The sequence below is a fragment of the Streptomyces bikiniensis genome, assembly GCF_000716625.1.
Lineage (GTDB): Bacteria > Actinomycetota > Actinomycetes > Streptomycetales > Streptomycetaceae > Streptomyces > Streptomyces bikiniensis.
In genome coordinates this window covers 33,030-56,832 of record NZ_JNXJ01000006.1, presented here as the reverse complement: position 1 = coordinate 56,832, position 23,803 = coordinate 33,030, and the positions used below count along the sequence as shown (strand labels likewise).

General features: G+C 73.5%; 18 protein-coding genes and 1 pseudogene. 13 read left to right on the top strand and 6 right to left on the bottom strand.

Going from position 1 to position 23,803, the window contains the following annotated elements:
• Window positions 1-34: 34 nt before the first annotated feature.
• The 3 genes from nhaA to OO47_RS05505 all read right to left on the bottom strand — a co-directional run bounded on the left by nhaA (window position 35) and on the right by OO47_RS05505 (window position 6,473).
• Window positions 35-1,426: a Na+/H+ antiporter NhaA gene (gene nhaA / locus OO47_RS05515; RefSeq protein WP_030205995.1), complete on the bottom strand. Its 1,392-nt coding sequence runs from the start codon at window positions 1,424-1,426 to the stop codon at window positions 35-37.
• Between the two features lie 280 nt (window positions 1,427-1,706).
• Window positions 1,707-3,662: an acetate--CoA ligase gene (gene acs, locus OO47_RS05510; RefSeq protein ID WP_030205992.1), complete on the bottom strand. Its 1,956-nt coding sequence runs from the start codon at window positions 3,660-3,662 to the stop codon at window positions 1,707-1,709.
• Between the two features lie 336 nt (window positions 3,663-3,998).
• Window positions 3,999-6,473 carry a SulP family inorganic anion transporter gene (locus OO47_RS05505; protein WP_078489489.1) on the bottom strand — a complete coding sequence of 825 codons (2,475 nt, stop codon included), beginning with the start codon at window positions 6,471-6,473 and terminating at the stop codon, window positions 3,999-4,001.
• Between the two features lie 314 nt (window positions 6,474-6,787).
• Here OO47_RS05505 and OO47_RS05500 point away from each other — a divergent pair, with 314 nt between their 5' ends.
• Entirely contained in the window at window positions 6,788-8,122 is a 1,335-nt protein-coding gene (locus OO47_RS05500) for a polysaccharide deacetylase family protein (protein ID WP_030205990.1), read from the top strand.
• Between the two features lie 19 nt (window positions 8,123-8,141).
• Here OO47_RS05500 and OO47_RS05495 read toward each other — a convergent pair whose 3' ends face one another.
• A complete protein-coding gene (locus OO47_RS05495; protein ID WP_030205988.1) occupies window positions 8,142-9,116 on the bottom strand; it encodes an ATP-binding protein in 975 nt (324 codons plus the stop codon).
• Window positions 9,117-9,218: 102 nt separating this feature from the next.
• Between OO47_RS05495 and OO47_RS05490 the strand changes: the two genes are divergently transcribed.
• Window positions 9,219-10,037 carry a Fic family protein gene (locus OO47_RS05490; protein WP_030205985.1) on the top strand — a complete coding sequence of 273 codons (819 nt, stop codon included), beginning with the start codon at window positions 9,219-9,221 and terminating at the stop codon, window positions 10,035-10,037.
• A 311-nt stretch (window positions 10,038-10,348) separates the two neighbouring features.
• On the opposite strand, the gene OO47_RS05485 is transcribed toward OO47_RS05490, so the two are convergent.
• On the bottom strand, window positions 10,349-11,218 hold the full coding sequence (locus tag OO47_RS05485) for an HAD-IB family hydrolase (protein WP_030205982.1): 870 nt from the start codon (window positions 11,216-11,218) through the stop codon (window positions 10,349-10,351).
• Between the two features lie 600 nt (window positions 11,219-11,818).
• Between OO47_RS05485 and ssd the strand changes: the two genes are divergently transcribed.
• From ssd to OO47_RS34700, 7 genes and pseudogenes are all read left to right on the top strand, one after another.
• Entirely contained in the window at window positions 11,819-12,889 is a 1,071-nt protein-coding gene (gene ssd, locus OO47_RS05480) for a septum site-determining protein Ssd (RefSeq protein WP_030205981.1), read from the top strand.
• Window positions 12,886-14,061, top strand: coding sequence for a TadA family conjugal transfer-associated ATPase (locus tag OO47_RS05475; RefSeq protein WP_030205979.1), 1,176 nt, complete (start codon window positions 12,886-12,888; stop codon window positions 14,059-14,061). The genes ssd and OO47_RS05475 overlap by 4 nt, the downstream gene beginning before the upstream one ends.
• Window positions 14,058-14,939, top strand: coding sequence for a type II secretion system F family protein (locus OO47_RS05470; protein ID WP_051715197.1), 882 nt, complete (start codon window positions 14,058-14,060; stop codon window positions 14,937-14,939). The genes OO47_RS05475 and OO47_RS05470 overlap by 4 nt, the downstream gene beginning before the upstream one ends.
• A complete protein-coding gene (locus tag OO47_RS05465; protein ID WP_030205974.1) occupies window positions 14,939-15,715 on the top strand; it encodes a type II secretion system F family protein in 777 nt (258 codons plus the stop codon). Before OO47_RS05470 ends, OO47_RS05465 begins: the two co-directional genes overlap by 1 nt.
• A 111-nt stretch (window positions 15,716-15,826) precedes the next feature.
• Window positions 15,827-16,075, top strand: a complete 249-nt coding sequence (locus OO47_RS05460) for a DUF4244 domain-containing protein (RefSeq protein ID WP_078489488.1) — start codon at window positions 15,827-15,829, stop codon at window positions 16,073-16,075.
• Window positions 16,062-16,451 carry a TadE family type IV pilus minor pilin gene (locus OO47_RS05455; protein ID WP_030205967.1) on the top strand — a complete coding sequence of 130 codons (390 nt, stop codon included), beginning with the start codon at window positions 16,062-16,064 and terminating at the stop codon, window positions 16,449-16,451. The genes OO47_RS05460 and OO47_RS05455 overlap by 14 nt, the downstream gene beginning before the upstream one ends.
• Window positions 16,448-16,807: pseudogene (locus OO47_RS34700) on the top strand (Rv3654c family TadE-like protein); the annotation flags it as partial. The gene OO47_RS05455 and the pseudogene OO47_RS34700, both read left to right, overlap by 4 nt.
• A gap of 40 nt (window positions 16,808-16,847) precedes the next feature.
• Here OO47_RS34700 and OO47_RS05450 read toward each other — a convergent pair.
• The gene (locus OO47_RS05450; RefSeq protein WP_078489487.1) at window positions 16,848-19,424 is read right to left on the bottom strand and encodes a DEAD/DEAH box helicase; all 2,577 of its coding nucleotides are present in this window, start codon (window positions 19,422-19,424) and stop codon (window positions 16,848-16,850) included.
• A gap of 80 nt (window positions 19,425-19,504) precedes the next feature.
• Between OO47_RS05450 and OO47_RS05445 the strand changes: the two genes are divergently transcribed.
• The 4 genes from OO47_RS05445 to OO47_RS05430 all read left to right on the top strand — a co-directional run bounded on the left by OO47_RS05445 (window position 19,505) and on the right by OO47_RS05430 (window position 23,764).
• Window positions 19,505-19,858 carry an STAS domain-containing protein gene (locus OO47_RS05445; RefSeq protein WP_030205962.1) on the top strand — a complete coding sequence of 118 codons (354 nt, stop codon included), beginning with the start codon at window positions 19,505-19,507 and terminating at the stop codon, window positions 19,856-19,858.
• A 15-nt stretch (window positions 19,859-19,873) separates the two neighbouring features.
• A complete protein-coding gene (locus OO47_RS05440) occupies window positions 19,874-20,332 on the top strand; it encodes an ATP-binding protein (RefSeq protein ID WP_030205959.1) in 459 nt (152 codons plus the stop codon).
• A 193-nt stretch (window positions 20,333-20,525) separates the two neighbouring features.
• Window positions 20,526-22,853 carry a sodium-translocating pyrophosphatase gene (locus OO47_RS05435; protein WP_051715195.1) on the top strand — a complete coding sequence of 776 codons (2,328 nt, stop codon included), beginning with the start codon at window positions 20,526-20,528 and terminating at the stop codon, window positions 22,851-22,853.
• Window positions 22,854-23,083: 230 nt separating this feature from the next.
• Window positions 23,084-23,764 (top strand): hypothetical protein, encoded by a 681-nt coding sequence (locus OO47_RS05430; protein ID WP_033208162.1) that lies wholly within the window; start codon window positions 23,084-23,086, stop codon window positions 23,762-23,764.
• The last annotated feature ends 39 nt before the right edge of the window (window positions 23,765-23,803 follow it).

The window sequence follows — 23,803 nt, the reverse complement described above, 5'->3', positions numbered from 1 at the left end:
CTGCTCCCTCTCCTCGTCTACGGTCCGACTCAGATCATGCCGGACGGTCGGCCTCCTCGCTCGATGCCCCCGCCAGTTGGGCGCGCTGCCGGTGCTCGGCGGCCTTCCGCTCGTGGATCTCGGCCATCCGGAGATGGTATTCCGGGCTGTTCTCCTCGTAGATGTCCGGGATGCCGTCCTCGTCCTCGTCGCGCTCCTCGTTCGCGTAGAGCGCGCTGTACTTCCGCACCCGCAGCTTCAGCAGGATCGCGGCGAGGACGGCCGCGACGAGCGAGCCCGTCAGGACGGCGGCCTTCACCTGATCGGTGAGGGCCGGGTCGTCGGCGAAGGCGAGTTCGCCGATGAGGAGCGAGACGGTGAAACCGATCCCGGCGAGGGTGGCGAGGGCGAAGACGTCCGGCCAGGACAGGTCGGGGTTGAGCTGGGCCCGGGTGAAGCGGGCGGTGAGCCAGGTGCCGCCGAAGATGCCGACGGCCTTGCCGACGACGAGGCCGAGGACGACGCCGAGGGTGACCGGCTGGGTGAAGACGTCCCCGAGGGACTTGCCGGAGACGCTGACGCCGGCCGAGAAGAGGGCGAACAGCGGTACCGCGACACCGGCCGAGAACGGGCGGACCAGGTGCTCGATGTGCTCACCGGGGGAGTGCTCCTCGCCCTCCCGGACGGTGCAGCGGAGCATCAGGCCCATGGCGACGCCGGCGATGGTGGCGTGGACGCCGCTGTTGTACATCAGGCCCCAGATCACCAGGGCGAGCGGCACGTACACGTACCAGCCCCGGACCCCCTTGCGGAGCAGCAGCCAGAAGACGGCGAGGCCGGCGAACGCGCCGCCGAGCGCGGCGAAGTCCAGGTCCGAGGTGAAGAAGACCGCGATGATCAGGATGGCGAAGAGGTCGTCGACGACGGCGAGGGTGAGCAGGAAGGCGCGCAGCGCGGACGGCAGCGAGGTGCCGATCACGGCGAGGACGGCGAGCGCGAAGGCGATGTCGGTCGCGGTGGGGACGGCCCAGCCGCCGAGCGAACCGTCGCCGAGGACGTTGACCAGGGTGTAGACGAGGGCGGGCGCGGCCATGCCGCACAGCGCGGCGACGACGGGGAGCGCGGCGGCCCGGGGGTCGCGCAGCTCGCCCGCGACGAGTTCGCGCTTGAGCTCGACGCCGGCGACGAAGAAGAAGACCGCGAGGAGGCCGTCGGCGGCCCAGTGCTCGACGGAGAGGTCGAGGCCGAGGGCGGCGGGGCCGAAGTGGAAGTCCCGTACGGCCTCGTAACTGCCGCTCAGCGGGGTGTTCGCCCAGATCAGGGCGGCGACGGCGGCGAGGAGGAGCAGCATGCCGCCGACGGTCTCGGTGCGCAGGGCGTCGGTGAGGTAGCGGCGCTCGGGCAGGGGGAGCAGGCCGAGGAACTTGCGGTCGGTGGGCGCGGACAAGCGGGAGACCTCCGTCGGGCGGGCAGGGCGAAGCACATGCCGACCAGACTTCCCGGCGCACCTGGGTCTTTCTGTCGCGTTCTTGACGCGACCCACACCATACCCAAGGAGGCGGTGGGGCATCCGGCGAGAAGCAGCCTAGGGAGTTTCTCCCGTTTCGTCCCCTTGGGGCTCTCGGGGGAGGTACGGGCACGCGGGAACGCCCGCCCCGGTCGGTGCTTTCCGGGGCGGGCGTTCCCTTCGTGCCGGCTGCGGCTCAGACCTCCGTACCGGCTGCGGCTCAGTCCTCGCCGGAGGTGGCCGGCAGCTGGGTCTGGATGAGCGACATGACCGAGGAGTCGGTCAGCGTGGTGACGTCGCCCAGCTCCCGGTTCTCCGCGACGTCGCGCAGCAGACGGCGCATGATCTTGCCCGAGCGGGTCTTCGGCAGCTCCGCCACCGGAAGGATCCGCTTCGGCTTGGCGATCGGGCCGAGGGTCGCGCCGACGTGGTTGCGCAGCTCGGCGACGAGGTTGTCGTCCTGGCTGGCCGTGCCGCGCAGGATCACGAAGGCGACGATCGCCTGGCCGGTCGTCTCGTCGGCGGCGCCGACGACGGCCGCCTCGGCGACGGCCGGGTGGGAGACGAGGGCCGACTCGACCTCGGTCGTCGAGATGTTGTGGCCCGAGACGAGCATGACGTCGTCGACCCGGCCGAGCAGCCAGATGTCGCCGTCCTCGTCCTTCTTGGCGCCGTCGCCCGCGAAGTACTTGCCCTCGAAGCGGGACCAGTACGTGTCGACGTAGCGCTGGTCGTCGCCCCAGATGGTGCGGAGCATCGACGGCCACGGCTCGGTGAGGACCAGGTAGCCGCCCCCGCCGTTCGGCACCTCGTTGGCCTCGTCGTCCACGACGGTGGCGGAGATGCCCGGCAGCGGACGCTGGGCGGAGCCCGGCTTGGTCTCGGTGACGCCCGGCAGCGGCGAGATCATCATCGCGCCGGTCTCGGTCTGCCACCAGGTGTCCACGATCGGGGTCCTGCCGGCGCCGATGTGCTCGCGGTACCAGACCCAGGCCTCGGGGTTGATCGGCTCGCCGACCGAGCCGAGGACCCGCAGGCTCGACAGGTCGAACTTCGCGGGGATGTCGTCGCCCCACTTCATGAACGTGCGGATCGCGGTCGGCGCCGTGTAGAGGATGGTGACGCCGTACTTCTGCACGATCTCCCAGAACCGGCCCTGGTGCGGGGTGTCCGGGGTGCCCTCGTACATGACCTGCGTCGCGCCGTTGGCCAGCGGGCCGTAGACGATGTACGAGTGTCCGGTGACCCAGCCGATGTCGGCGGTGCACCAGTAGACGTCGCTCTCCGGCTTGAGGTCGAAGACGGCGTGGTGGGTGTAGGCGGCCTGGGTGAGGTAGCCGCCGGAGGTGTGCAGGATGCCCTTCGGTTTCCCCGTGGTGCCCGAGGTGTAGAGGATGAAGAGCGGGTGCTCGGCCTCGAAGGCCTCCGGGGCGTGCTCGGCGGACTGGCGGGCGACGATGTCGTCCCACCACACGTCGCGGCCCTCGGTGAAGGCGGTGTCCTGGCCCGTGCGGCGGACCACGAGGACGTGCTCGACCTGCGGACACTTGGCGACGGCCTCGTCGATGGCCGGCTTGAGGGCGCTCGGCTTGCCGCGGCGGTAGCCGCCGTCGGCGGTCACGACCAGCTTGGCGTCGGCGTCCTGGATGCGGGAGGCCACGGCGTCGGCCGAGAAGCCGCCGAAGACCACCGAGTGGGCGGCGCCGACGCGGGCGCAGGCCAGCATCGTGACGGCCGCCTCGGGGATCATCGGCAGGTAGACGGCGACCCGGTCGCCCTTGCGGACGCCCAGCTCGGTCAGCGCGTTGGCAGCCCTGGAGACCTCGTCCTTCAGCTCGGCGTAGGTGATCGCGCGGCTGTCGCCCGGCTCGCCCTCGAAGTGGATGGCGACCCGGTCGCCGTGCCCGGCCTCGACGTGCCGGTCGACGCAGTTGTACGCCACGTTCAGCTCGCCGTCCGCGAACCACTTGGCGAACGGCGGGTTCGACCAGTCCAGGGTCTCGGTCGGCTCGGTGGCCCAGGTCAGCCGCTTGGCCTGCTCGGCCCAGAAGCCCAGCCGGTCCGCCTTGGCCTGCTCGTACGCCTCCGCCGTCACATTGGCGTCCGCCGCCAGCTCCGCGGGCGGCGCGAAGCGGCGCTCCTCGCGAAGCAGATTGGCCAGGCTTTCGTTGCTCACGACATCTCCCTTTCCCAGGGCGTCCTCTGTGCGTATGTGTCCCGCGTCATAGCTCATCAGCCAGATGCCCGGGTGACAAGAGCATCCGGGCAATTGGTTTAGACCTGTGGGTGGCGCTATGCGGGGTGGCCCCTTCTTCCCGAGCGGTGGGAGAAGGGGCCACACAGTCTCACGGACGGACGGCCCGGACGGTTCAGGGCGCGTACGCCCCGGGGTGCGTGATCGCGTGCGCTCCGGAGCGCGGGGCCGCGTGCGCTTCGGGACACGGGACCGCGTGCGCTTCGGGACACGGGACCGCGTGCGCTCCGGAGCGCGGGGTCGGGCGGGGGCGCCCGCTCAGGAGGCGTGCGCCGTTTCCAGCCGGGCCGACCGCTCGTCCGCCGGGTCGGCTTCCGGTCCGGCCTTCGGGTCGGCTTCCGGTCCGGGGGCGGGGTCGGCCGCCGGGCCGGTCGGCATGACGCGGGTGAACACCTCGTCGTACGGGTCGTGGGAACCGTGGGAGTCATGGGCGTCGGGGCCGTGCGGTTCGTCCGCGCCGCCGAGCAGGTACGCCTGCGCCTCCCCCACGTGGAAGTACATCCCGTGCAGCGTGAGGCTGCCGTCGGCGAGTCGGCGCGCCACCGACTCGTACGCCCGCAGGTGCTCCAACTGCTGGACGACGTTGGTCAGGCAGAGCTGCTCGACCGCGTCGGCCGGCAGGCGTCCCGCGATCCGGGCCCAGGCGTGCCGTCTGCTCGCCATTCGTTCCAGGCTGGGCCGGCCGTGCCGGAGCCAGCGGCGGAGCGGGGACGGCGGGTCGTCCGGACCGGCGTTCATGAGGGCCTGCATCGCGCCGCATCCGGAGTGGCCGCAGATGGTGATCGACTCGACCCGCAGCACCTCCACCGCGTACTCGATCGCCGCCGCCACCGAGTCGTCCCCGCTCTCCTCGCCGGGGAGCGGGACGAGGTTGCCGACGTTGCGCACGGTGAAGAGGTCACCGGGGCCGCTCGACGTGATCATGCTGGTGACCAGGCGGGAGTCGGCGCAGGTCAGGAAGAGCTGCGAGGGGCGCTGGCCCTCCCGGGCGAGCCGGGCGAGCTCGTCCCGTACGAGCGGGGCGGTGTTCCGCTGGAACTTGCCGATGCCGCTCGCCAGCTTCAGCCCCGGCGCGGGCCGGTCCGCACCCGCCCCGCCGGCTTCGGCGGGCTCGACCGGCGGCTCCCCGCACTGGTGGTTGTGCCAGGGGGTCCAGGGGCGGCAGCAGGAGTGCGGGGCCGCGCCGGGGGAGGGCTCGGCGATCCGGGTGCCGGCGGGGCCGGTCGTCTCGACCTTGCCCCCGTGGGCGAGGTGCCCGGCCGTCCAGTCGCTCAGCGTCTCGTACGCCGCGTGGTCCATGAACGACCCGTCCAGCTCGACCACCACGTCGGAACCCGGCGGCAGTTGGTGCAGGGCCCGGCTCAGCCGGGGCACGGCGAGGAAGGTCAGCTGGCCCCGGACGCGGAGCAGTTGGCGCCCGTCCCGCTCCTCGCGGGTGATCCGGGTGCGGGTGAGCCGGTGCAGGGCGACCGCGACGGCCACGCCGATGCCGAGGGCGACGCCCTCCAGGATGCCGATGAGGACGACTCCGGTCAGCGTCACGGCGTAGACGACGACTTCGCGGTGGCGGGTGATCGTGCGGATGTGGGTGATGCTGACCATCTGGATGCCGACCACCATCACGAGGGCGGCGAGCGCGGGCAGCGGGATCAGGTCGATCACGGGCACGAGCAGCAGGGCCGCGAGCACGATCCACAGGCCGTGCAGCATGGTGGAGGCGCGGCTCACCGCGCCCGCCGTGACGTTGGCGACGCTGCGGACCGCGACCCCGGCGACCGGAAGCCCGCCGAGCGCGCCGGAGACCACGTTCGCCATGCCCTGGCCGGCGAGTTCGCGGTCGAGGGCGGTGCGCGGGATGCCCAGGCCGTGGTCCGGGCGGGCGGCGACGAGCTTGTCGACCGCGACGGCGGAGAGCAGCGACTGCACGCTGGTGACGAGGGTGATCGTGAGCACGCCGGCGGCGATGCCGAGGACGGGGCCCTCGGGCAGTCCGGGCAGGGCGTGGCTGCTCCAGGACGGCAGGTCGACGCGGGGGACGGCGAGTCCGGCGAGCACCGCCACCGCCGTCGCGCCCGCCACCGCGACGAGCGCGGCCGGGGCCTTGCGCAGGAACTTCCCGGCGCGGCCGGGCAGGCGCGGCCAGCAGAGCAGGGCGGCCACGGTGAGCGCGCTGATGGCGAACGCGGCCGGCTGGACGTGCGCCAACTGGGCGGGCAGGCCGAGGGCGTTGTCCACGGCGGAGCTCTGGGGGGTGCCGCCGAGCACGATGTGCAGCTGGGCGAGGGCGATGGTGACGCCGATGCCGCCCAGCATGCCGTGCACGATCGCGGGCGAGACGGCGAGCGCGGAGCGGGCCACGCGCAGCGCGGACAGGCCGATTTGGGCGAGTCCGGCGAGGACGGTGATGGCGCAGGTGGTGCGCCAGCCGTAGAGCCGGATGAGCTCGGCGGTCACGACGGTGAGGCCGGCGGCGGGGCCGCTGACCTGGAGCGGGGAGCCGCCGAAGCGGCCGGCGACGAGGCCGCCGGCGGCGGCGGCGACCAGTCCGGCCTGGAGCGGGGCTCCGGTGGCGAGGGCGATGCCGAGCGAGAGCGGCAGCGCGATCAGGAAGACGGCGATCGACGCGGACACGTCGACGGTGGCGATGCGGAAGCGGCGCGGTCCCCCCGGGGGGCTGTGCGGCCGCTGGACGCGGGGCCGGGTGGTCGTGCGGTCGGGGGTGCAGAGGGTCATGTTCCCGTCTCCTCCGGGGTGGCGCGGTCGCGGCTCGTGCGGAACGGACGTGGGGCTCGCGGCCGTGGGTCACGGCGTGCAGCGGCGGGATGTGCGGCAAGGGTCTCGGCGCGAGACCTTCGAAGAAATCATCAACGCTCAGTAAATGGATCGTAATGGAGAGTAAAGAATCGGGCATTACTTTCCGGGCAAATGGGGCAGTGATTCACCTGTTCCGGTGATCGGAGGGCATTTTTCAGCTTGTCGTTTCATCTCCCCGGCCGTCGCGGTGCGACGTTGACGCCGCCCGTACGGAACCGAGGAGAGGTGGACGGATGACAGCCGCAGGGAGAAGGACCACTGCCCGGAGGAGGGCACTCGCCGCAGGCGCCCTCACCGTCGCCCTGATCACCGGCGTCGCCGGCTGCTCGGGCTCCGACGGCGACGCCACGAAGGGCACGCCGGGCGGCGGCCCGGGCGCCAAGAAGGGACCGGCCGCGGCCCCGCAGACGGTGCCCCGGCTGATCGGCGACGGCTCGACCGCCTTCACCGGCACCCAGCCGAAGCAGCCGGCCTGGCAGCGCCTCAAGCCGGGGGAGACCCCGCCGCAGTTCGTGGTCTTCTCGTGGGACGGGGCGGGCGAGGACAGTCAGAAGCTGTTCTCCCACTTCCGCCAGGTGGGCAAGAAGTACAACGCCACCATGACGTACTTCCTCAGCGGCGTGTACCTGCTGCCCGAGGAGAAGCGACACCTCTACGAACCGCCGCAGCACAGCGCGGGCCGCTCCGACATCGGCTTCAACGACACGGAGGGCATCCGTGCCACCGTCCGCGAACTCCGTGGGGCCTGGCAGGACGGCAACGAGATCGGCACCCACTTCAACGGGCACTTCTGCGGCCCCGACGGCGGCGTCGGCACCTGGTCCGTCGAGGAGTGGAAGAGCGAGATCAAGCAGGCCAAGTCCTTCGTCAAGACCTGGAAGACGAACGCCGGCCTGAGCGCCGAGCAGCCGCTGCCCTTCGACTACGACAAGGAGCTCGTCGGCGCCCGCACCCCCTGCCTGGAGGGCCGGAAGAACTTCGTCCAGGCGGCGGCGCAGATGGGCTTCCGCTACGACACCAGCGGCGTCAACGACCAGATCTGGCCCAAGAAGGACCTGGGCCTCTGGGACCTGTCGATGCAGCTCGTGCCCGTCCCCGGCCGTGCCTTCCAGACGCTGTCCATGGACTACAACTTCCTGGTCAACCAGTCCCCCGGCACCACCCAGGGCGACCCCTCCCAGCACCGTTACTGGGGCGACCAGATGCGGGACGGCCTGGTGCAGGCCTTCGAGCGCTCCTACCGGGGCAACCGCGCGCCGCTGATCATCGGCAACCACTTCGAGTCCTGGAACGGCGGCACGTACATGCGCGCCATCGAGGAGACCATCGCCACCGTCTGTGTGCAGAAGGACGTCAAGTGCGTCTCCTTCCGCCAGCTCGCCGACTGGCTCGACGCCCAGGACCCCGACGTCATCGCCAAGATGCGCACCCTGAAGGTCGGCGAGGCCCCGGCGGCAGGCTGGAAGGCCTTCCTCTCCTCACCGGCTTCACCGGCTTCACCGGCTTCACCGGCTTCACCGGCCTCCCCGGCGAAGCCGGTGGGCGCCGCCGCTCCCGCGGCGGGCTGACCCGGCCCGGAGGCGGTCGCTAGACCGCCAGCGGCTCGCCCAGCACGAAACCGGGGTCGACCTGCGCCGCCAGGTCGGCCCCGGTCTTGGCGTTGCCCCAGCTCTCCGCGTTCCGCAGGTGGAAGTGGACCATCTGCCGCGTGTACCGCTCCCAGTCGCGGTGGGCGTACGAGTCGTCCGCCGCGTCCTGGAGGGCCTGGAGCGACATGCGGTTCTCCGCCTCCAGGAGCTCGAAGCGGGACGGGCGGCCCTTCTCCATCGCGCGGACCCAGTCCGAGTGGCCCACCGCCACGAGCAGGTCCTCCCCGACCTCCTCGCGCAGGAAGTCGAGGTCGTCCGGGCCCTGCACCTTGTTGCCGACGACCTTGAGCGCGACGCCGAAGTCCCGCGCGTACTCCTTGTACTGGCGGTAGACCGAGACCCCCTTGCGGGTCGGCTCCGCCACCAGGAAGGTCATGTCGAAGCGGGTGAAGAGGCCGGAGGCGAAGGAGTCCGAGCCGGCCGTCATGTCCACGACCACGTACTCGTCGGGGCCGTCGACCAGGTGGTTCAGGCAGAGCTCCACCGCGCCGACCTTCGAGTGGTAGCAGGCGACCCCGAGGTCCGACTCGGTGAAGGGGCCGGTCGCCATCAGCCGGACCTCGCCGTCGTCCAGCCGGACCGGACGCGCGCACGCCTCGTACACCGGATTGTCCTCGCGGACCCGCAGCAGCCGGGAGCCCGCTCCGGGCGGCGTCGTCTTGATCATCGTGTCGGCGGAGACGATCCGGGGGTTGGTGCCCCGCAGGTACTCCTTGATGAGCGGCAGGTGCGCACCCATCGCGGGCAGCGCGGCGGCCTCCGCCTCGGACAGGCCGAGCGCGGCGCCCAGGTGCTGGTTGATGTCCGCGTCGACGGCGACGACCGGAGCTTCGTTGGCGGCGAGGTGGCGGATGAAGAGCGAGGACAGCGTGGTCTTGCCGCTGCCGCCCTTCCCGACGAAAGCGATCTTCATGTTCACCTAGGGTAGCGGTACGATCGCTTTTCGTGGTCGGGTTGCGTGAAGAAGACCACTCCATCGTGGGGCGGGGCCGCCGGGCGCGTAGCCTCCCTACCTATGAGTACGCACGCTTCTGACCCCTTGGCCGCGCTCGGCTCCCTGCCGGGCGTCGCCGATGCGGTGGACTCCGTACGCAAGGCCGTCGACCGGGTCTACGGGCACCGCGTGATGCGACGGCGCAGCAACGAGATCTCCTCCGAGGCGGCGCTGCGCGGAGCGCGCGGCTCGGCCGCCCTGTCCGGCGCCGACTGGGCCCTGGAGGAGGTCCGCCGGCGCACCGACTTCGGCGCGGACCCCGAGGCCCGCACGGTCGGCGCCGCCTTGCGCCTGAGCGCCGAGGCCGGGCAGCTCCTCTCCATCTGGCGCCAGTCGCCGCTGCGCGTGCTCGCCCGCCTCCACCTGGTCGCCGCGGGCGACCCGGACGACTCGGTGGGGCGGCCCCGGCTGGACGGCGAGCGGGTCGACGAGCCGCTGATCGAGGGCCCGGTGCCGACGCCCGCGGAGGTCGCCGGACGGCTCGACGGCCTCGCGGAGCTGATCGTCGCGGGCAGCGGGGCCCCGGCGCTCGTGACCGCCGCCGTGGTGCACGGCGAACTGCTCGCGCTGCGCCCCTTCACCTCGTACAACGGGCTGGTCGCGCGGGCGGCCGAGCGGATCGCGCTCGTCGGCAGCGGTCTCGATCCCAAGGGCATCTGTCCGGCCGAAGTCGGTCACGCGGAGCAGGGCCGGGCCGCGTACCTCGCCGCGTTCGAGGGCTATCTGTCGGGTACTCCGGAGGGCGTGGGGGCCTGGATCGCGCACTGCGGGCGCTCGGTCGAGCTGGGGGTCCGGGAGTCGACGGCCGTCTGCGAGGCGCTCCAGCGCGGCGCGGCCTGAGGGTCCGGGGCCCCGTCCCGGAAAGGGTTGCGGCGGTACCCGTACGGGTACCGCCGCTGGCACGTCCGCCCAGTTACCAAGCGTCCTCGATATGTGCCCATCAGGCCGGGAACTTTGCCCGTCGCCTGGTGCGGCTGGCCCGTAATCGACGGGTCGACGTCGCGTGGGTACCTGGCTTTCGTGCTAGGTCCGTGGGGCCTTCATGCTCAACAGGTGATCCTCTCGGATGTCCCAGGTCTCGCGGGCCTGATTCCTTTTTACTCCTCTTGGGGTGGAAGCGAAAGTGCTCGTCCCGCTTCTTGGGGTTTTGCTCAAATTCGGGCAAAGTCGACGGCGGTCCGGGGGGTCGAGAGGGCGGCCTGCCGGCGCCGGGCGGCGTACCAGACCAGCCCGGCTCCGACGGCGGCCGCTCCCACGGCCGCCGCGGCGACGAGCGCGGGCCGGGGCGGCATCCGGAACGCGGGCAGCCGCTGCTTGAGCGGGACCGGCTTGCTGAAGGTGAGGACCGGCCATTCCCGGGCCGCGGCCTCGCGGCGCAGCGCCCGGTCGGGATTGACCGCGTGCGGGTGGCCGACGGCCTCCAGCATGGGGATGTCGGTCGCCGAGTCGCTGTACGCGTAGCAGCGCGAGAGGTCGTAGCCCTCCGACTCCGCCAGCTCCCGGACGGCCTCGGCCTTCGTCGGCCCGTAGGCGTAGTACTCCACCTCCCCGGTGAAGCAGCCGTCCTCGCCGACCACCATCCGGGTGGCGACGACCCGGTCGGCCCCGAGCATCTCGCCGATCGGCTCGACCACCTCGGCGCCGGAGGTCGAGACGATGACGACGTCCCGGCCGGCGGCGTGGTGGGCCTCGATGAGGGAGGCCGCCTCGTCATAGATGATCGGGTCGATCAGGTCGTGAAGGGTCTCGGCGACGAGTTCCTTCACCTGGGCGACGTTCCAGCCTTTGCAGAGCGCGGAAAGGTATTCGCGCATCCGCTCCATCTGGTCGTGGTCGGCCCCGCCCGCCAGGAAGACGAACTGGATGTAGGCCGTCCGCAGGGCGGCACGGCGGCTGATCAGCCCGCCCCGGTAGAAGGACTTGCTGAAGGTCAGCGTCGAGGACTTCGCAATGACCGTCTTGTCCAGGTCGAAGAAGGCGGCTGTGCGCGGCAAGGAGTGGTTTTCCACGAGCCCGAGCATAGGTGCCCGCCATTCGGCGTACGCTGGGGCGCGTGGGTTTGCCTGAGAAGCCTCTCGGGTACACCATGGAAGTCACGGATCGTTCGCGACCGTGCTACCCCGGTCCGGCTCCTCCCCCCCCGAGTCGGCCGGAGAGACGACCCCCGCTCTCCCCCCCGGCGGGGGTCGTCGCATGTCCGGAGCCATTTCGGTCCTGCGTGACATCGCCCGCTCCCTTCTCTTCGCCCCTCGGCCGCGAGCCGGCCATCGGGCTGCCGTGCTCTCGATTACTCACTCAGAGTAACCGACGGGATGCGTTTCGGGCAGTCGCCGGAGGGGTGACGCGGTTATTCACAGGCCCTCCCTTATCCACAGTTTCTCGTCGAGATCCCCACGATTTCCCGGGCGGCCCCACGGTGATTCCTGTCGCGAAGTTCGCGGACGGCAGGAATCACGAGAGGGGTGTGTGCCGTGGAGGCATCCAGGACTTCCGGGGCCGGGAGCACGGATCGGGGCTCGTCGGCGCGGGGCGCCGGAGCGAGCGGGCCCGGGGCGCGGAGGCTCGGAGTGGCGGGACCGAGGGCGCGGGGAGCGGAGGCCCCGGGGCCGGAGGCGCCGGACGTGGACGAGGTGCGGCGGGCCGGACCGCTGATCCTCACCGAGGACCTCGGACTGCTCGACGACCTCCTCCGGCTCTGTGCGGCGGCCGGGGTCGAGCCCGAGGTGCACCACAGGGCGCCCGAGCGGCGGGCGGCCTGGACGGACCCGCCGCTCGTCCTGGTCGGTGACGACGCCGCCGCCCGCTGCCGGGGAGCGGTGCGCCGGCCGGGCATCCTCCTCGTCGGACGAGACCGGGACGATCCAGGGCTGTGGCGCCTCGCCGTGGAGATCGGCGCGGAGGGCGTGCTGCAGCTCCCGGACGCCGAGGGCCTCCTCGTGGACCGCATCGCCGACGCGGCCGAAGGAGCGGGTCGACAGGCCCTGACCGTCGGTGTCGTCGGCGGCCGTGGAGGCGCGGGCGCCTCCACCCTGGCCTGCGGCCTCGCCCTCGCCGCCGCCGGGACCGGACGGCGCACCCTCCTCGTCGACGGCGACCCGCTGGGCGGCGGGCTCGACGTGCTGCTCGGCGGCGAGCGCGAGGAGGGCAGGCGGTGGCCCGACTTCGCCGCGTCGAAGGGCCGGCTCGCGGGAGGCGCCCTGGAGGAGTCCCTGCCTTCGGTGCGGGGGGTCCGGGTGCTCAGCTGGGGCAGGGAGCCCGCGCCGCCGGTGCCGCCCGAAGCCGTGCGGTCCGTGCTCGCCGCCGCGCGTCGCCGGGGCGGGGTCGTCGTGGTCGACCTGCCGCGCGGCACCGATCGGCCGACCGCCGAGGCCCTGGCCCAGCTCGACCTCGGACTGCTCGTCGTGCCCGGGGAGCTGAGGGCCGTCGCGGCGGCCCACCGGACGGCCGCGGTCCTCGGGACGTCCGTGCGCGACCTGCGGGCCGTGGTGCGCGGACCGTACGCGACGGGACTCGACGAGCGGTGGGTCGCCGACGCGCTCCGGCTGCCGCTCGTCGGCGAACTCCCCTACGACCCGGGGATCGTGGCCGACCAGGACGCGGGCCTCCCGCCGGGCGCCGAGCCCCGGGGGCCGCTCGGCCGGTTTTGCGCCGCCTTCTGGGAGCGCGTGCTCACGCCCGGCAGTGCGGCATGACCGGGACCTGGGGCGAAGGCGGCGGAACGGGCCTGCTCGACGCCGTACGGCAGCGACTCGCGGCGAGCGGGGCCGAGCCCACCCCGGCCCGCGTCGCGGCGGCGCTGCGGGCCCAGGGGCGGCTGCTCGGCGACGCGGAGGTACTGGGGGCGGCCGAGGAGCTGCGGTGCGAACTGATCGGCACCGGCCCCCTCGAACCCCTGCTCGCCGACCCGGCGGTCACCGACGTCCTGGTCTCCGCCCCCGACCGGGTGTGGGTGGACCGGGGCACCGGACTCGAACGGGCCCCGGTGTCCTTCCCCGACGCCGCCGCCGTCCGCAGGCTCGCGCAGCGGCTCGCGGCCGTCGCCGGACGCAGGCTCGACGACGCCCGCCCCTGGGTGGACGCCAGGCTCCCCGACGGCACCCGCATGCACGCGGTGCTGCCGCCGGTTGCGGTCGGCTCGACCTGCCTCTCCCTGCGGGTGGTGCGCCCGCGCGCCTTCTCCCTGGAGGAGCTGGCCGCGGCGGGCACGGTGCCGCCCGGCGGCGCCCCCGTCCTGCGGGCCCTGATCGACGCCCGGGTCTCGTACCTCGTCAGCGGCGGCACGGGCACGGGCAAGACCACGCTCCTCGCCTCCCTGCTCGGCCTGGTGGGGGAGCGGGAGCGGATCGTGCTCGCCGAGGACTCGGCGGAGCTGCGGCCCGACCACCCGCACGTGGTGCGCCTGGAGGCGCGGCCCGCCAACCAGGAGGGCGCCGGGCTCGTCACCCTGCGGGACCTGGTCCGGCAGGCGCTGCGGATGCGACCCGACCGGCTGGTGGTCGGCGAGGTGCGCGGCGGTGAAGCGGTGGACCTCCTGGCCGCTTTGAACACGGGCCACGAAGGGGGCTGCGGGACGGTCCACGCCAACACGGCGGCGGACGTACCGGCGCGGCTCGAAGCCCTGGGGACGGCGGCCGGACTCGACCGGGCCGCCCTGCACAGCCAGTTGGGCGCCGGCCTCTCGGTCGTGCTCCACCTCGTGCGGGACCGGGACGGGCGGCGGCGGATCGCCGAGGTCCACGTCCTGGAACGCGACCGGGAGGGTCTGGTCCGGACGGTTCCCGCCCTGCGGTGGGGTGCGTCCGGGTTCGAGCGGGAGCGGGGCTGGGAGCGGCTGAGGACGCTGATCGGAGGAGGAGCGTGGTGACGGCGGAGCCGGAGGCGGTACGGGCCGCGGCGCAGGGCGCGGCGGTGCTCTGCGCGGGACTCGCCCTGCTGTGGTGGGCGGCCGAGCGGCGGCGCGGGACCGGCCGGGCGCGGGCGGTGCTCGCGGGCGGCGGGCCCGAGGCGGCCGGCCGGGGGGCGTGGCCGGTGGCGGTCGCGCACGGGTGGACCCTGCTGCGGGGCAGGCGCGCATGGCTGTGCCTGCCGGTGGCCGGGGCCCTCGCGCTGCTCGGGGAGTCGCCGCTGCCCCTGGTGGCGGGGGCGCTCGGGGTTCCCCTGGTCGAACGGCGGCTGCGGGCCGCCGGGCGGCGCAGAGAGCGGGAGGTGCGGGCCGAGCGGGTCGCGGCCCTGTGCGGGGCGGTCGTCGGAGAGCTGCGGGCCGGCTGGCAGCCCGCGCAGGCACTGGCCTTCGCGGCCCGGGAGACCGGCGCCCTGGGCGGCGAGGAGGCCCGGGTGCTCGCGGCGGCCCGGTTCGGCGGGGACGTGCCGGAGGCCCTGCGGAGGGCGTCCCGGCAGGACGGCGCCGACGGCCTTGCGGGCATGGCGGCCTGCTGGCAGGTGGCCGTCGACGGGGGCGCGGGCCTGGCCGCCGGGCTCGACCGGCTGGAGGCCTCCCTGCGGGGCCATCACGAGCAGCGGGAGCGGTTGCGGGCCGAACTGGCCGGTGCCTGGGCCACGGTGACCGTCCTCGCGCTGCTCCCCGCGGCGGGGCTCGCCCTCGGCGCGGCCCTCGGGGCCGACCCGCTGCGGGTGCTGTTCCACACTCCGGCCGGCCTGGCCTGCCTGGCCGTCGGCGGGGCCCTGGAAACGGCCGGCCTGTGGTGGGCCGCCCGGATCGTACGGGGAGGTGAGCGGGCGTGATGCCGCTGGACGCCCTCCAGACGGGAGCGCTTCTGACGGCGGCGGTGTGTCTGGGCGCGCAGGGCGTCCGCGAGGCGTTGCGCGAGCTGCGGGCGTGCCGGATGCGGAAGCGGACACGGAACCTCCTCGGGACGCCGGTGCCGGCACCGCCCTCCCGGAAAGTCCGGCCCGGGCTGTCCCGGGCGGGCCTCTGGGCGGCCCCGGTCGTCGCGGCCGGGCTCGGCTGGGTGCTTCTCGGCGGACTCGCCGGCCTGGGCGCGGGCGTCCTGGTGGCCTGCGGGGTACGGGGACGGCTTCGCGGGCGCAGGGCCTCGGTCGAGCGGGCCGACGAGGAGGAAGCGGCGTGCCACCTCCCTCTGGCGGCGGACCTGTTGGCGGCCTGCGCCGCCTCGGGCGCCGGTCCCGGGGAGGCGGCGGAGGCGGTGGGCCGGTCGCTGGGCGGCCCGCTCGGAGAGCGCCTGACCCGCACGGCGGCCGAACTGCGCCTCGGCGGCGAACCGGGCGAGGTGTGGCGGAGGTTCGGCGCGATACCGGGCGCCGCGGGGCTCGCCCGCTGCCTGGAGCGGTCCGGTTCCTCGGGAGCGCCCTCGGCGGAGGCCGTGGCCCGGTACGCGACGGCCCTGCGAGCGGCCCGCGCCCGCACGGCGGCGGCCGGGGCGCGCCGGGCCCAGGTCCTGATCAGCGCGCCCGTGGGGCTCTGCTTCCTGCCGGCCTTCCTGGCGGTGGGGGTGGCCCCGGTGGTGATCGGCCTCGCGACGGGCCTGCTGCACGGATGAGAACGACCACGAGAAAACACGCACGACACGCACGACACGCACGACACGCACGACACATGAACGACCACGAGACACGACGGAACGACGGAACGACGGGACGAGGAGAACGACATGGCGGGGACAGCGGCAGTGACGGCGGCGGCAGCGACGGTGGGCACGATCAAGGGGCGGGTCGGCGCGTGGTGGCGGTCGCGGCGGGAGGCGGCGCGCCGCGACGCGGGAATGAGCACGTCCGAGTACGCGGTGGGGACGATCGCGGCGGCGGCGTTCGCTGCGGTGCTCTACAAGGTCGTGACCAGCGGGACGGTCTCGGGAGCGCTGGATTCGATGATCGGGAAGGCGCTCGATGCGTCGTTCTGAGACGCGCCGTTCCGACCGGGGCTTCGCGACCGTGGAGGCGGCGATGGTCCTGCCCGTCCTGGCGCTGTTCACGGTGACCCTGCTCTGGGCGCTGGTCGCGGCAGCCGCGCAGATCCGGTGCGTGGACGCGGCGCGGGCGGGGGCGCGGGCCGCGGCCCGCTCGGAGCCGTTGGCCGCCGCGGAGGCGGCCGCGAGGACCGCGGCGCCCGAGGGGGCCCGGGTGACGGTGACGCGCTCGGGGGAGCTGTGGCGGGTGACGGTGGAGGCGGCGGCCCCCGGTCCCCGGGGCCTGGGTCTCACCCTGCGGGCGGAGGCGGCGGCCCTCGCGGAGGACACCGGATTCCTCGGGGACTCCGGTCCCGGAGACCCACTGTGAGGGCCCGCAGCCGCCCCGGGGGCCGCCGCCCGGGCCTTCGTCTCCCGGCCCGTCACCTCCCGGCCCGTCGTGTCCCCATCCGCCATAGCCCCGGCCGCCGGGGAGACCGGGGTTCGGCGACCGTGTGGACGGCGCTCGCGGCCTGTGCGCTGTGCGTGGTGTTCGGGGCGCTGCTCGCGCTGGGCCAGGCGGTGGTGGCCCGGCACCGGGCCGGCGGGGCCGCCGACCTGGCCGCCCTCGCCGCCGCCGACCGGGCCCTGTGGGGTGAGGCCGAGGCGTGCGCCGCCGCCTCCCGGGTGGCCGGTGCGCAGGGCGCCGAGCTGGTGCGGTGCGCGGTGCGGGGCGAGGTGGCCGAGGTGACCGCACGGGTGGTGCGCGGCCCGTACCGGCCGGAGGTCAGGTCGCGGGCGGGCCCTCCGGGACTCCCGCCGGGCCCGCCTCCGGGGCCGCGGGCCGACCCGCGAGTGCCCCCTCCGGCGCCTCCCGGCCCTCCCGGCCCTCCCGGTCCGCCCGGTCATCCCGGCCCTCCGGGGCCTCGCGGAGGAGTTCCGTGAGGAGGCGGACCGCGCCGCGCTTGTGGAGGGGGTCGTTGCCGTTGCCGCACTTGGGGGACTGGATGCAGGAGGGGCAGCCCGCCTCGCACTCGCAGGAGGCGATGGCCTCCCGGGTCGCCGCCAGCCAGGCACGGGCCGTGTGGAAGGCGCGCTCGGCGAAGCCCGCGCCGCCCGGATGCCCGTCGTACACGAAGACGGTGGGCAGCAGGGTGTCGGGGTGGAGCGGCACGGAGACGCCGCCGATGTCCCAGCGGTCGCAGGTGGCGAAGAGCGGCAGCATGCCGATGGAGGCGTGCTCGGCGGCGTGCAGGGCGCCGCCGAGGATCTCTGGGTTGATCCGGGCGGCGTCGAGCTGGTCCTCGGTGACCGTCCACCAGACGGCGCGGGTGCGCAGGGTGCGGGGCGGCAGGTCGAGCCTGGTCTCGCCGAGCACCTCGCCGGTGACGAGGCGGCGGCGGAGGAAGGAGACGACCTGGTTGGTGACCTCGACGGAGCCGTAGCAGAGGCGGCCGGCTCCCCAGGGGACCTCGGTGTCGGTGGCGAGGACGGAGAGGGAGGTGGTGTCGCGGGCGGTGGTGGAGTACGGCGGGGCGGCCTCCTCCACGAGGGCCACGGAGTCCTTCAGGTCGAGCTCCCTGACCAGGTAGGTGCGGCCCTGGTGGAGGTGGACGGCGCCCTCGTGGACGGAGGTGTGGGAGGCGGCCTCGTCGACCGTGCCGAGGAGGCGGCCGGTGCCCGCCTCCACGATCCGGACGGGACTGCCGCCGCCGCCCCGGATGTCGGTGAGGTCGGCGGCCCGCTCGCGGCGGGTCCAGTACCAGCCGGTGGGGCGGCGGCGCAGCAGGCCGGCCGTCTCCAGCTGGGGGAGGAGGTCGGGGACGGCCGGGCCGAAGAGGGCCAGGTCGGGTTCGGTCAGCGGCAGCTCCGCCGCCGCGGCGCACAGATGGGGGGCGAGGACGTAGGGGTTGTCGGGGTCCAGGACGGTCGACTCGACCGGCTGCTCGAAGATCGCCTCGGGGTGGTGGACCAGGAAGGTGTCCAGCGGGTCGTCCCGGGCGACCATGATCGCGAGGGCGCCCTCGCCCGAGCGGCCGGCGCGGCCCGCCTGCTGCCACAGGGAGGCCCGGGTGCCCGGGTACCCGGCGATCAGGACGGCGTCCAGGCCCGAGACGTCCACGCCCAGCTCCAGGGCGGTCGTGGCGGCCAGGCCCAGGAGTTCCCCGGAGTGCAGGGACCGCTCCAGGGCGCGGCGCTCCTCGGGCAGGTAGCCGCCCCGGTAGGCGGCGACGCGGCGGGCCAGGGCGCGGTCGGTCTCGGCGAGGCGCTCCTGGGCGATCACCGAGATCAGTTCGGCGCCGCGCCGGGACCGCACGAAGGCGACCGAGCGGACGCCCTGCCGGGTCAGGTCGGTCAGCAGGTCCGCGGTCTCGGCGGTGGCCGTGCGGCGCACCGGCGCGCCGCGCTCCCCGTGCAGCTCGGTCAGCGGCGGCTCCCACAGGGCGAAGACCAGTTCGCCGCGCGGGGAGGCGTCGTCGGAGACCTCGGTGACCGGCAGACCGGTGAGGCGGCCGGCGGTCCGGGCGGGGTCGGCGGAGGTGGCGGAGGCGAGGAGGAAGACCGGCTCGGAGCCGTACCGGGCGCAGATCCGGCGCAGGCGCCGCAGCACCTGGGCGACGTGGGAGCCGAAGACGCCCCGGTAGGTGTGGCACTCGTCGATCACGACGTAGCGCAGGGCGCGCAGGAAGGAGGACCACCTGGGGTGGGAGGGGAGCACGCCCCGGTGCAGCATGTCGGGGTTGGTCAGGACGAGGTTCGCGTACTGGCGGACCCACTCGCGTTCCTCGACCGGCGTGTCGCCGTCGTAGAGGGCGGGGCGGATCCGGTTGCCCAGCGGGGCGGCCAGCTCCCGGACGGCGCGCCGCTGGTCGGCGGCGAGGGCCTTGGTGGGGGCGAGGTAGAGGGCGGTGGCCCCGCGCCCGTTGGGGGCCTCGGAACCGTCCAGGAGGGTGGAGAGGACCGGGGCGAGGTAGGCGAGGGACTTGCCCGAGGCGGTGCCGGTGGCGATCACCACGGACTCGCCGTCGAGGGCGTGCTCGGCGGCCTGCGCCTGGTGGGCCCACGGATGCTCGATCCCGGTCTCCTGGATGGCCGCGATCACCTCCGGGCGGATGCGGTGCGGCCAGACCGCATGACGACCCGCCCGGGCGGGCATGTGCTCCGTATGAGTGATGCGCGCGGCCCGGCTCTCGCCCGAGGAGAGCCGGTCCAGGACCATGCCGGGAGAGGGGCGGCTGCCCCTGTCCCCGGCGGGACGACTGGGGCGGTGATTCTTGGCCATCGGCATCGAGTGTGTCACCGCCATGACGGACAATGCTTCCAAGGCGTCGTGCATGGCTGTGGGTAAGTGATTGAATGCCATCGCGGCTGGCGATCCGTTCCTCGGCCCCGTCCGGGAGCCCCGGGAGAACGATCGCCCGATAGCAAGGTGCTGGAGGATCCGTGGACCTGTCCCTGTCGACTCGCAATGTGACCGGCGCTGGTGGTGACCGTACGGTCGTCGAGGTCGGTGGCGAGATTGATGTGTATACCGCGCCCAAGCTGCGCGAGCAGTTGGTCGAGTTGGTGAACGACGGCAGCTACCACCTGGTCGTCGATATGGAGAGCGTGGACTTCCTCGACTCCACCGGCCTCGGTGTGCTCGTCGGCGGCCTGAAGCGCGTCCGAGCCCACGAGGGCTCGCTGCGCCTCGTCTGCAACCAGGAGCGCATTCTCAAGATTTTCCGGATCACGGGCCTTACCAAGGTGTTCCCGATCCACACCTCGGTCGACGAGGCCGTCAACGCCGTCGACTGAGCCCGGGGGGTTCGCATGGCCACCGTTGAACTCCGCTTCAGCGCCCAGCCCGAGCACGTCCGGACGGCCCGCCTGGTGGCGGCCGCGGTGGCGCGCCGGGCGGGGGTGGACGAGGCGGTCCTCGACGAGGTGCGCCTCGCCGTCGGCGAGGCGTGTTCCCGTGCCGTCGGGCTGCACCGCAGCAACGACGTCACGACCCCCATCCGGGTCGTCCTGACCGAGGAGGAGAAGTCCTTCTCCATCGAGGTCGGTGACGAGGTGCCGGGCGCGGGGGTGGCGGCGGCCGATGCCGTCGGGGTCCCCGGCGCGCGCGCCGCGGCCCCGGCCGAGGACTTCGACGACGCCGACGGCGAGGACGAGATGGGCCTCGCGGTGATCCGCGGGCTCGTCGACGACGTCGAGGTGAGCGCCGGTGCGGACGGCGGCACCCTCCGCATGACCTGGCCGGTGAGCCCGGCGGACGTCCTCTCCTGAGACCTTCCGGTCCGGTGGGGCGCGGGAGCGGTAGCGGTTCGGGGAGAGGGCCTGCGTCGTGGGGCCTCTCCCCGTAACTCCTTTCCCTTCTCCTCCGGCCTCGGGGTGGTCTTTTCTCCTGCCTTCGGGGCAGCCGCGCGGGAGGCTGCCGGGTCCCCGTATGTGCCGGTTCGTCTCCCTATGATCCGTCCCCATGGACCGATCCGTCCCCATGGACCCCCCTTCCCTCGCCGCGGCGGTGCTCACGAGTGGGAACCGGACGATCGTGGTCGTCGTCGCCCTCGTCGCCCTCGTCGCCCTGGTCGTCGCGTGGTTCTTCGCCCGCCGGGTGCTCGCGGCCGGCGAGGGGACCGAGCGGATGCGGGAGATCGCCGCCGCCGTGCAGGAAGGGGCCAACGCCTACCTCGCGCGGCAGCTGCGGACCCTCGCCCTCTTCGCCGTCGTCGTGTTCCTCCTGCTGTTCGCGCTGCCCGCCGACACCTGGTCGCAGCGCGCCGGACGGTCCCTGTTCTTCCTGGTCGGGGCGTTGTTCTCGGCGTTCACCGGATACATCGGCATGCGGCTCGCCGTGCGGGCGAACGTACGGGTCGCCGCCGCGGCCAGAGACGCCGCCCCGGCCCCCGGAGAGCCGGAGAAGGACCCGGCCCAGGTCGCCCACCGGGCCATGCGGATCGCCTTCCGCACCGGCGGGGTCGTCGGCATGTGCACCGTCGGCCTCGGGCTGCTCGGCGTCGCCTGCGTCGTCCTCGTGTACGCCGCCGACGCGCCCAAGGTCCTGGAGGGGTTCGGGCTCGGCGCGGCGCTCATCGCCATGTTCATGCGCGTGGGCGGCGGCATCTTCACCAAGGCCGCCGACGTCGGCGCCGACCTGGTCGGCAAGGTCGAGCAGGGCATCCCCGAGGACGACCCGCGCAACGCCGCCACCATCGCCGACAACGTGGGGGACAACGTCGGCGACTGCGCCGGCATGGCGGCCGACCTCTTCGAGTCGTACGCCGTCACCCTCGTCGCCGCGCTCATCCTCGGCAAGGCCGCCTTCGGCGACCACGGCCTCGCCTTCCCCCTGATCGTGCCCGCGATCGGCGTGGTCACCGCCGTGCTCGGCATCCTCGCCGTCTCGCCCCGGCGGACCGACCGCGGCGGCATGAGCGCGATCAACCGCGGCTTCCTCGTCTCGGCGGTCGTCTCCCTCGGACTCGTCGCCGTCGCCGCCTTCACCTATCTGCCGTCCTCCTACGCCGCACTGGAGGGCGTCACCGAGCCGGGCATTCCCGGCCACGACGGCGACCCGCGCGTCCTCGCCCTGGTCGCCGTCGCCCTCGGCATCGTCCTCGCCGCCCTGATCCAGCAGCTCACCGGCTACTTCACCGAGACGGACCGGCGGCCCGTACGGGACATCGGGAAGTCCTCGCTCACCGGCCCCGCGACCGTCGTCCTCGCGGGCGTGGCCCTCGGCATGGAGTCCGCCGTCTACACGGCGCTCCTGATCGGCCTCACCGTGTACGGGGCGTTCCTGCTCGGCGGGGCCTCGATCGTGCTGGCGCTCTTCGCGGTTGCGCTCGCCGGGACGGGCCTGCTCACCACCGTCGGCGTGATCGTCGCCATGGACACCTTCGGCCCGGTCGCGGACAACGCGCAGGGCATCGCGGAGATGTCCGGGGACGTCGAGGGCGCGGGCGCGCGGGTCCTGACCGACCTGGACGCCGTCGGCAACACCACCAAGGCCATCACCAAGGGCATCGCCATCGCCACCGCCGTCCTGGCGGCCGCCGCGCTCTTCGGCTCGTACCGGGACGCCATCGCGACCGCGGTCACCGACGTCGGGGCGGAGGCGGGCGGGCTGACGCTCTCCATGGACATCTCGCAGCCCAACAACCTCTTCGGCCTGATCCTGGGCTCCTCGGTCGTCTTCCTCTTCTCGGGCCTCGCGATCAACGCCGTGTCCCGGTCGGCGGGATCGGTGGTGTACGAGGTGCGGCGGCAGTTCCGCGAGCACCCCGGGATCATGGGCCGCACGGAGAAGCCGGAGTACGGGCGGGTCGTCGACATCTGCACCAAGGACGCGCTGCGCGAACTCGCCACGCCCGGACTGCTCGCCGTGACGGCCCCGATCGCGGTGGGCTTCGCGCTCGGCGTCGGCCCGCTCGGCGCGTACCTCGCCGGGGCGATCGGAACGGGGGCGCTGATGGCGGTCTTCCTCGCCAACTCCGGTGGCGCCTGGGACAACGCGAAGAAGCTGGTCGAGGACGGGAACCACGGCGGCAAGGGCAGCGAGGCGCACGCGGCGACCGTCATCGGGGACACCGTCGGCGACCCCTTCAAGGACACGGCGGGACCGGCGATCAACCCCCTCCTGAAGGTCATGAACCTGGTCGCGCTGCTCATCGCCCCGGCGGTCGTGCGGTTCGGGTACGGGGACGGTGCGAACGCCGGGGTGCGGGCGTCCGTCGCCGTGGCCGCGCTGCTCGTCGTGCTCGTCGCCGTGGTCCTCTCCAAGAGGCGCGCCGTGGAGGTCTCCTGACGTGGCATCGCGATGTCCCCTGACGTGGCATCGCGACGTCCCCTGACGTGGCATCGCGACGTCTCCTGACGTGGCATCCGTCTCATTCACGGAGACGGCGGGGGAGCGTGAGCGGTCTCTCCCTTGGTTCAAAAGGCTTCAATGCGGGATGAATCAGTCGTACGAAAGGTGGAAGTAGCCCGTTCGGCGTGTATGTTCCGGGGCCGAGAGCCTTGGAAGGGACCGATCCGTTGAACAAGAAGCTTGCGGCCGCACTGTCCGGCGGCGCGGTACTGGTGCTCGCGCTGTCGGGTTGCAGCGGCGACGAGGGCAACAAGGTGGACGACTGGGCGAAGACGTTCTGCGACCAGGCCAAGCCCCAGATCCAGAAGCGCGCCGACGCCCACCAGATCATCATCTCGACGGCGGCCGACAGCAAGCCCGCCGAGATCCAGGCCGCGGACTCGAAGGCGTTCCAGGACATCGCCGACGCCGACCGCGCCCTCGCCAAGGCCGTCGAGGGCGCCGGCGCCCCGCCCGTGGACAACGGCGAGAAGATCAAGCAGGACGCGATCAAGGAGCTCAACGAGACCGCGGTGGCCTACGAGGGGCTGAAGAAGCAGGTCGACGCGCTGGACCCGTCGAACCAGCAGAAGTTCGCGGACGGCCTCCAGAACGTCGCCAACGGGCTGACCAAGATCGAGAAGATGGACCAGCAGGCCCTCGCCAAGCTGGAGGACGGCGACCTCGGCAAGGCGATGGCCAAGCAGCCCGGCTGCCAGAAGCCCACCGCCTCGACCCCGCCGAAGTCCTCGGGCTCCGCCTCCCCGGGCGCCGGCTCCACCGCGGACGCGGGCGGCGCCGCCGAGCCCTCCCGGGGCGCGTCCGCGAAGCCGGGCGGGGCGGCTAAGGCCACCAAGAGCGAGGAGTAGGGCGCCCGGCGCTCCTGCTCCGGGGCGGCCGCCCCGATA

What these genes read in the sequence shown, in the direction of transcription:
- OO47_RS05505 (WP_078489489.1), bottom strand. Translation starts at nt 6,473, where the DNA reads ATGACCCTCTGCACCCCCGACCGCACGACCACCCGGCCCCGCGTCCAG.
- OO47_RS05500 (WP_030205990.1), top strand. Translation starts at nt 6,788, where the DNA reads ATGACAGCCGCAGGGAGAAGGACCACTGCCCGGAGGAGGGCACTCGCC.
- OO47_RS05495 (WP_030205988.1), bottom strand. Translation starts at nt 9,116, where the DNA reads ATGAAGATCGCTTTCGTCGGGAAGGGCGGCAGCGGCAAGACCACGCTG.
- OO47_RS05490 (WP_030205985.1), top strand. Translation starts at nt 9,219, where the DNA reads ATGAGTACGCACGCTTCTGACCCCTTGGCCGCGCTCGGCTCCCTGCCG.
- OO47_RS05485 (WP_030205982.1), bottom strand. Translation starts at nt 11,218, where the DNA reads ATGCTCGGGCTCGTGGAAAACCACTCCTTGCCGCGCACAGCCGCCTTC.
- OO47_RS05475 (WP_030205979.1), top strand. Translation starts at nt 12,886, where the DNA reads ATGACCGGGACCTGGGGCGAAGGCGGCGGAACGGGCCTGCTCGACGCC.
- OO47_RS05465 (WP_030205974.1), top strand. Translation starts at nt 14,939, where the DNA reads ATGCCGCTGGACGCCCTCCAGACGGGAGCGCTTCTGACGGCGGCGGTG.
- OO47_RS05460 (WP_078489488.1), top strand. Translation starts at nt 15,827, where the DNA reads ATGGCGGGGACAGCGGCAGTGACGGCGGCGGCAGCGACGGTGGGCACG.
- OO47_RS05455 (WP_030205967.1), top strand. Translation starts at nt 16,062, where the DNA reads ATGCGTCGTTCTGAGACGCGCCGTTCCGACCGGGGCTTCGCGACCGTG.
- OO47_RS05450 (WP_078489487.1), bottom strand. Translation starts at nt 19,424, where the DNA reads ATGGCATTCAATCACTTACCCACAGCCATGCACGACGCCTTGGAAGCA.
- OO47_RS05440 (WP_030205959.1), top strand. Translation starts at nt 19,874, where the DNA reads ATGGCCACCGTTGAACTCCGCTTCAGCGCCCAGCCCGAGCACGTCCGG.
- OO47_RS05435 (WP_051715195.1), top strand. Translation starts at nt 20,526, where the DNA reads ATGGACCGATCCGTCCCCATGGACCCCCCTTCCCTCGCCGCGGCGGTG.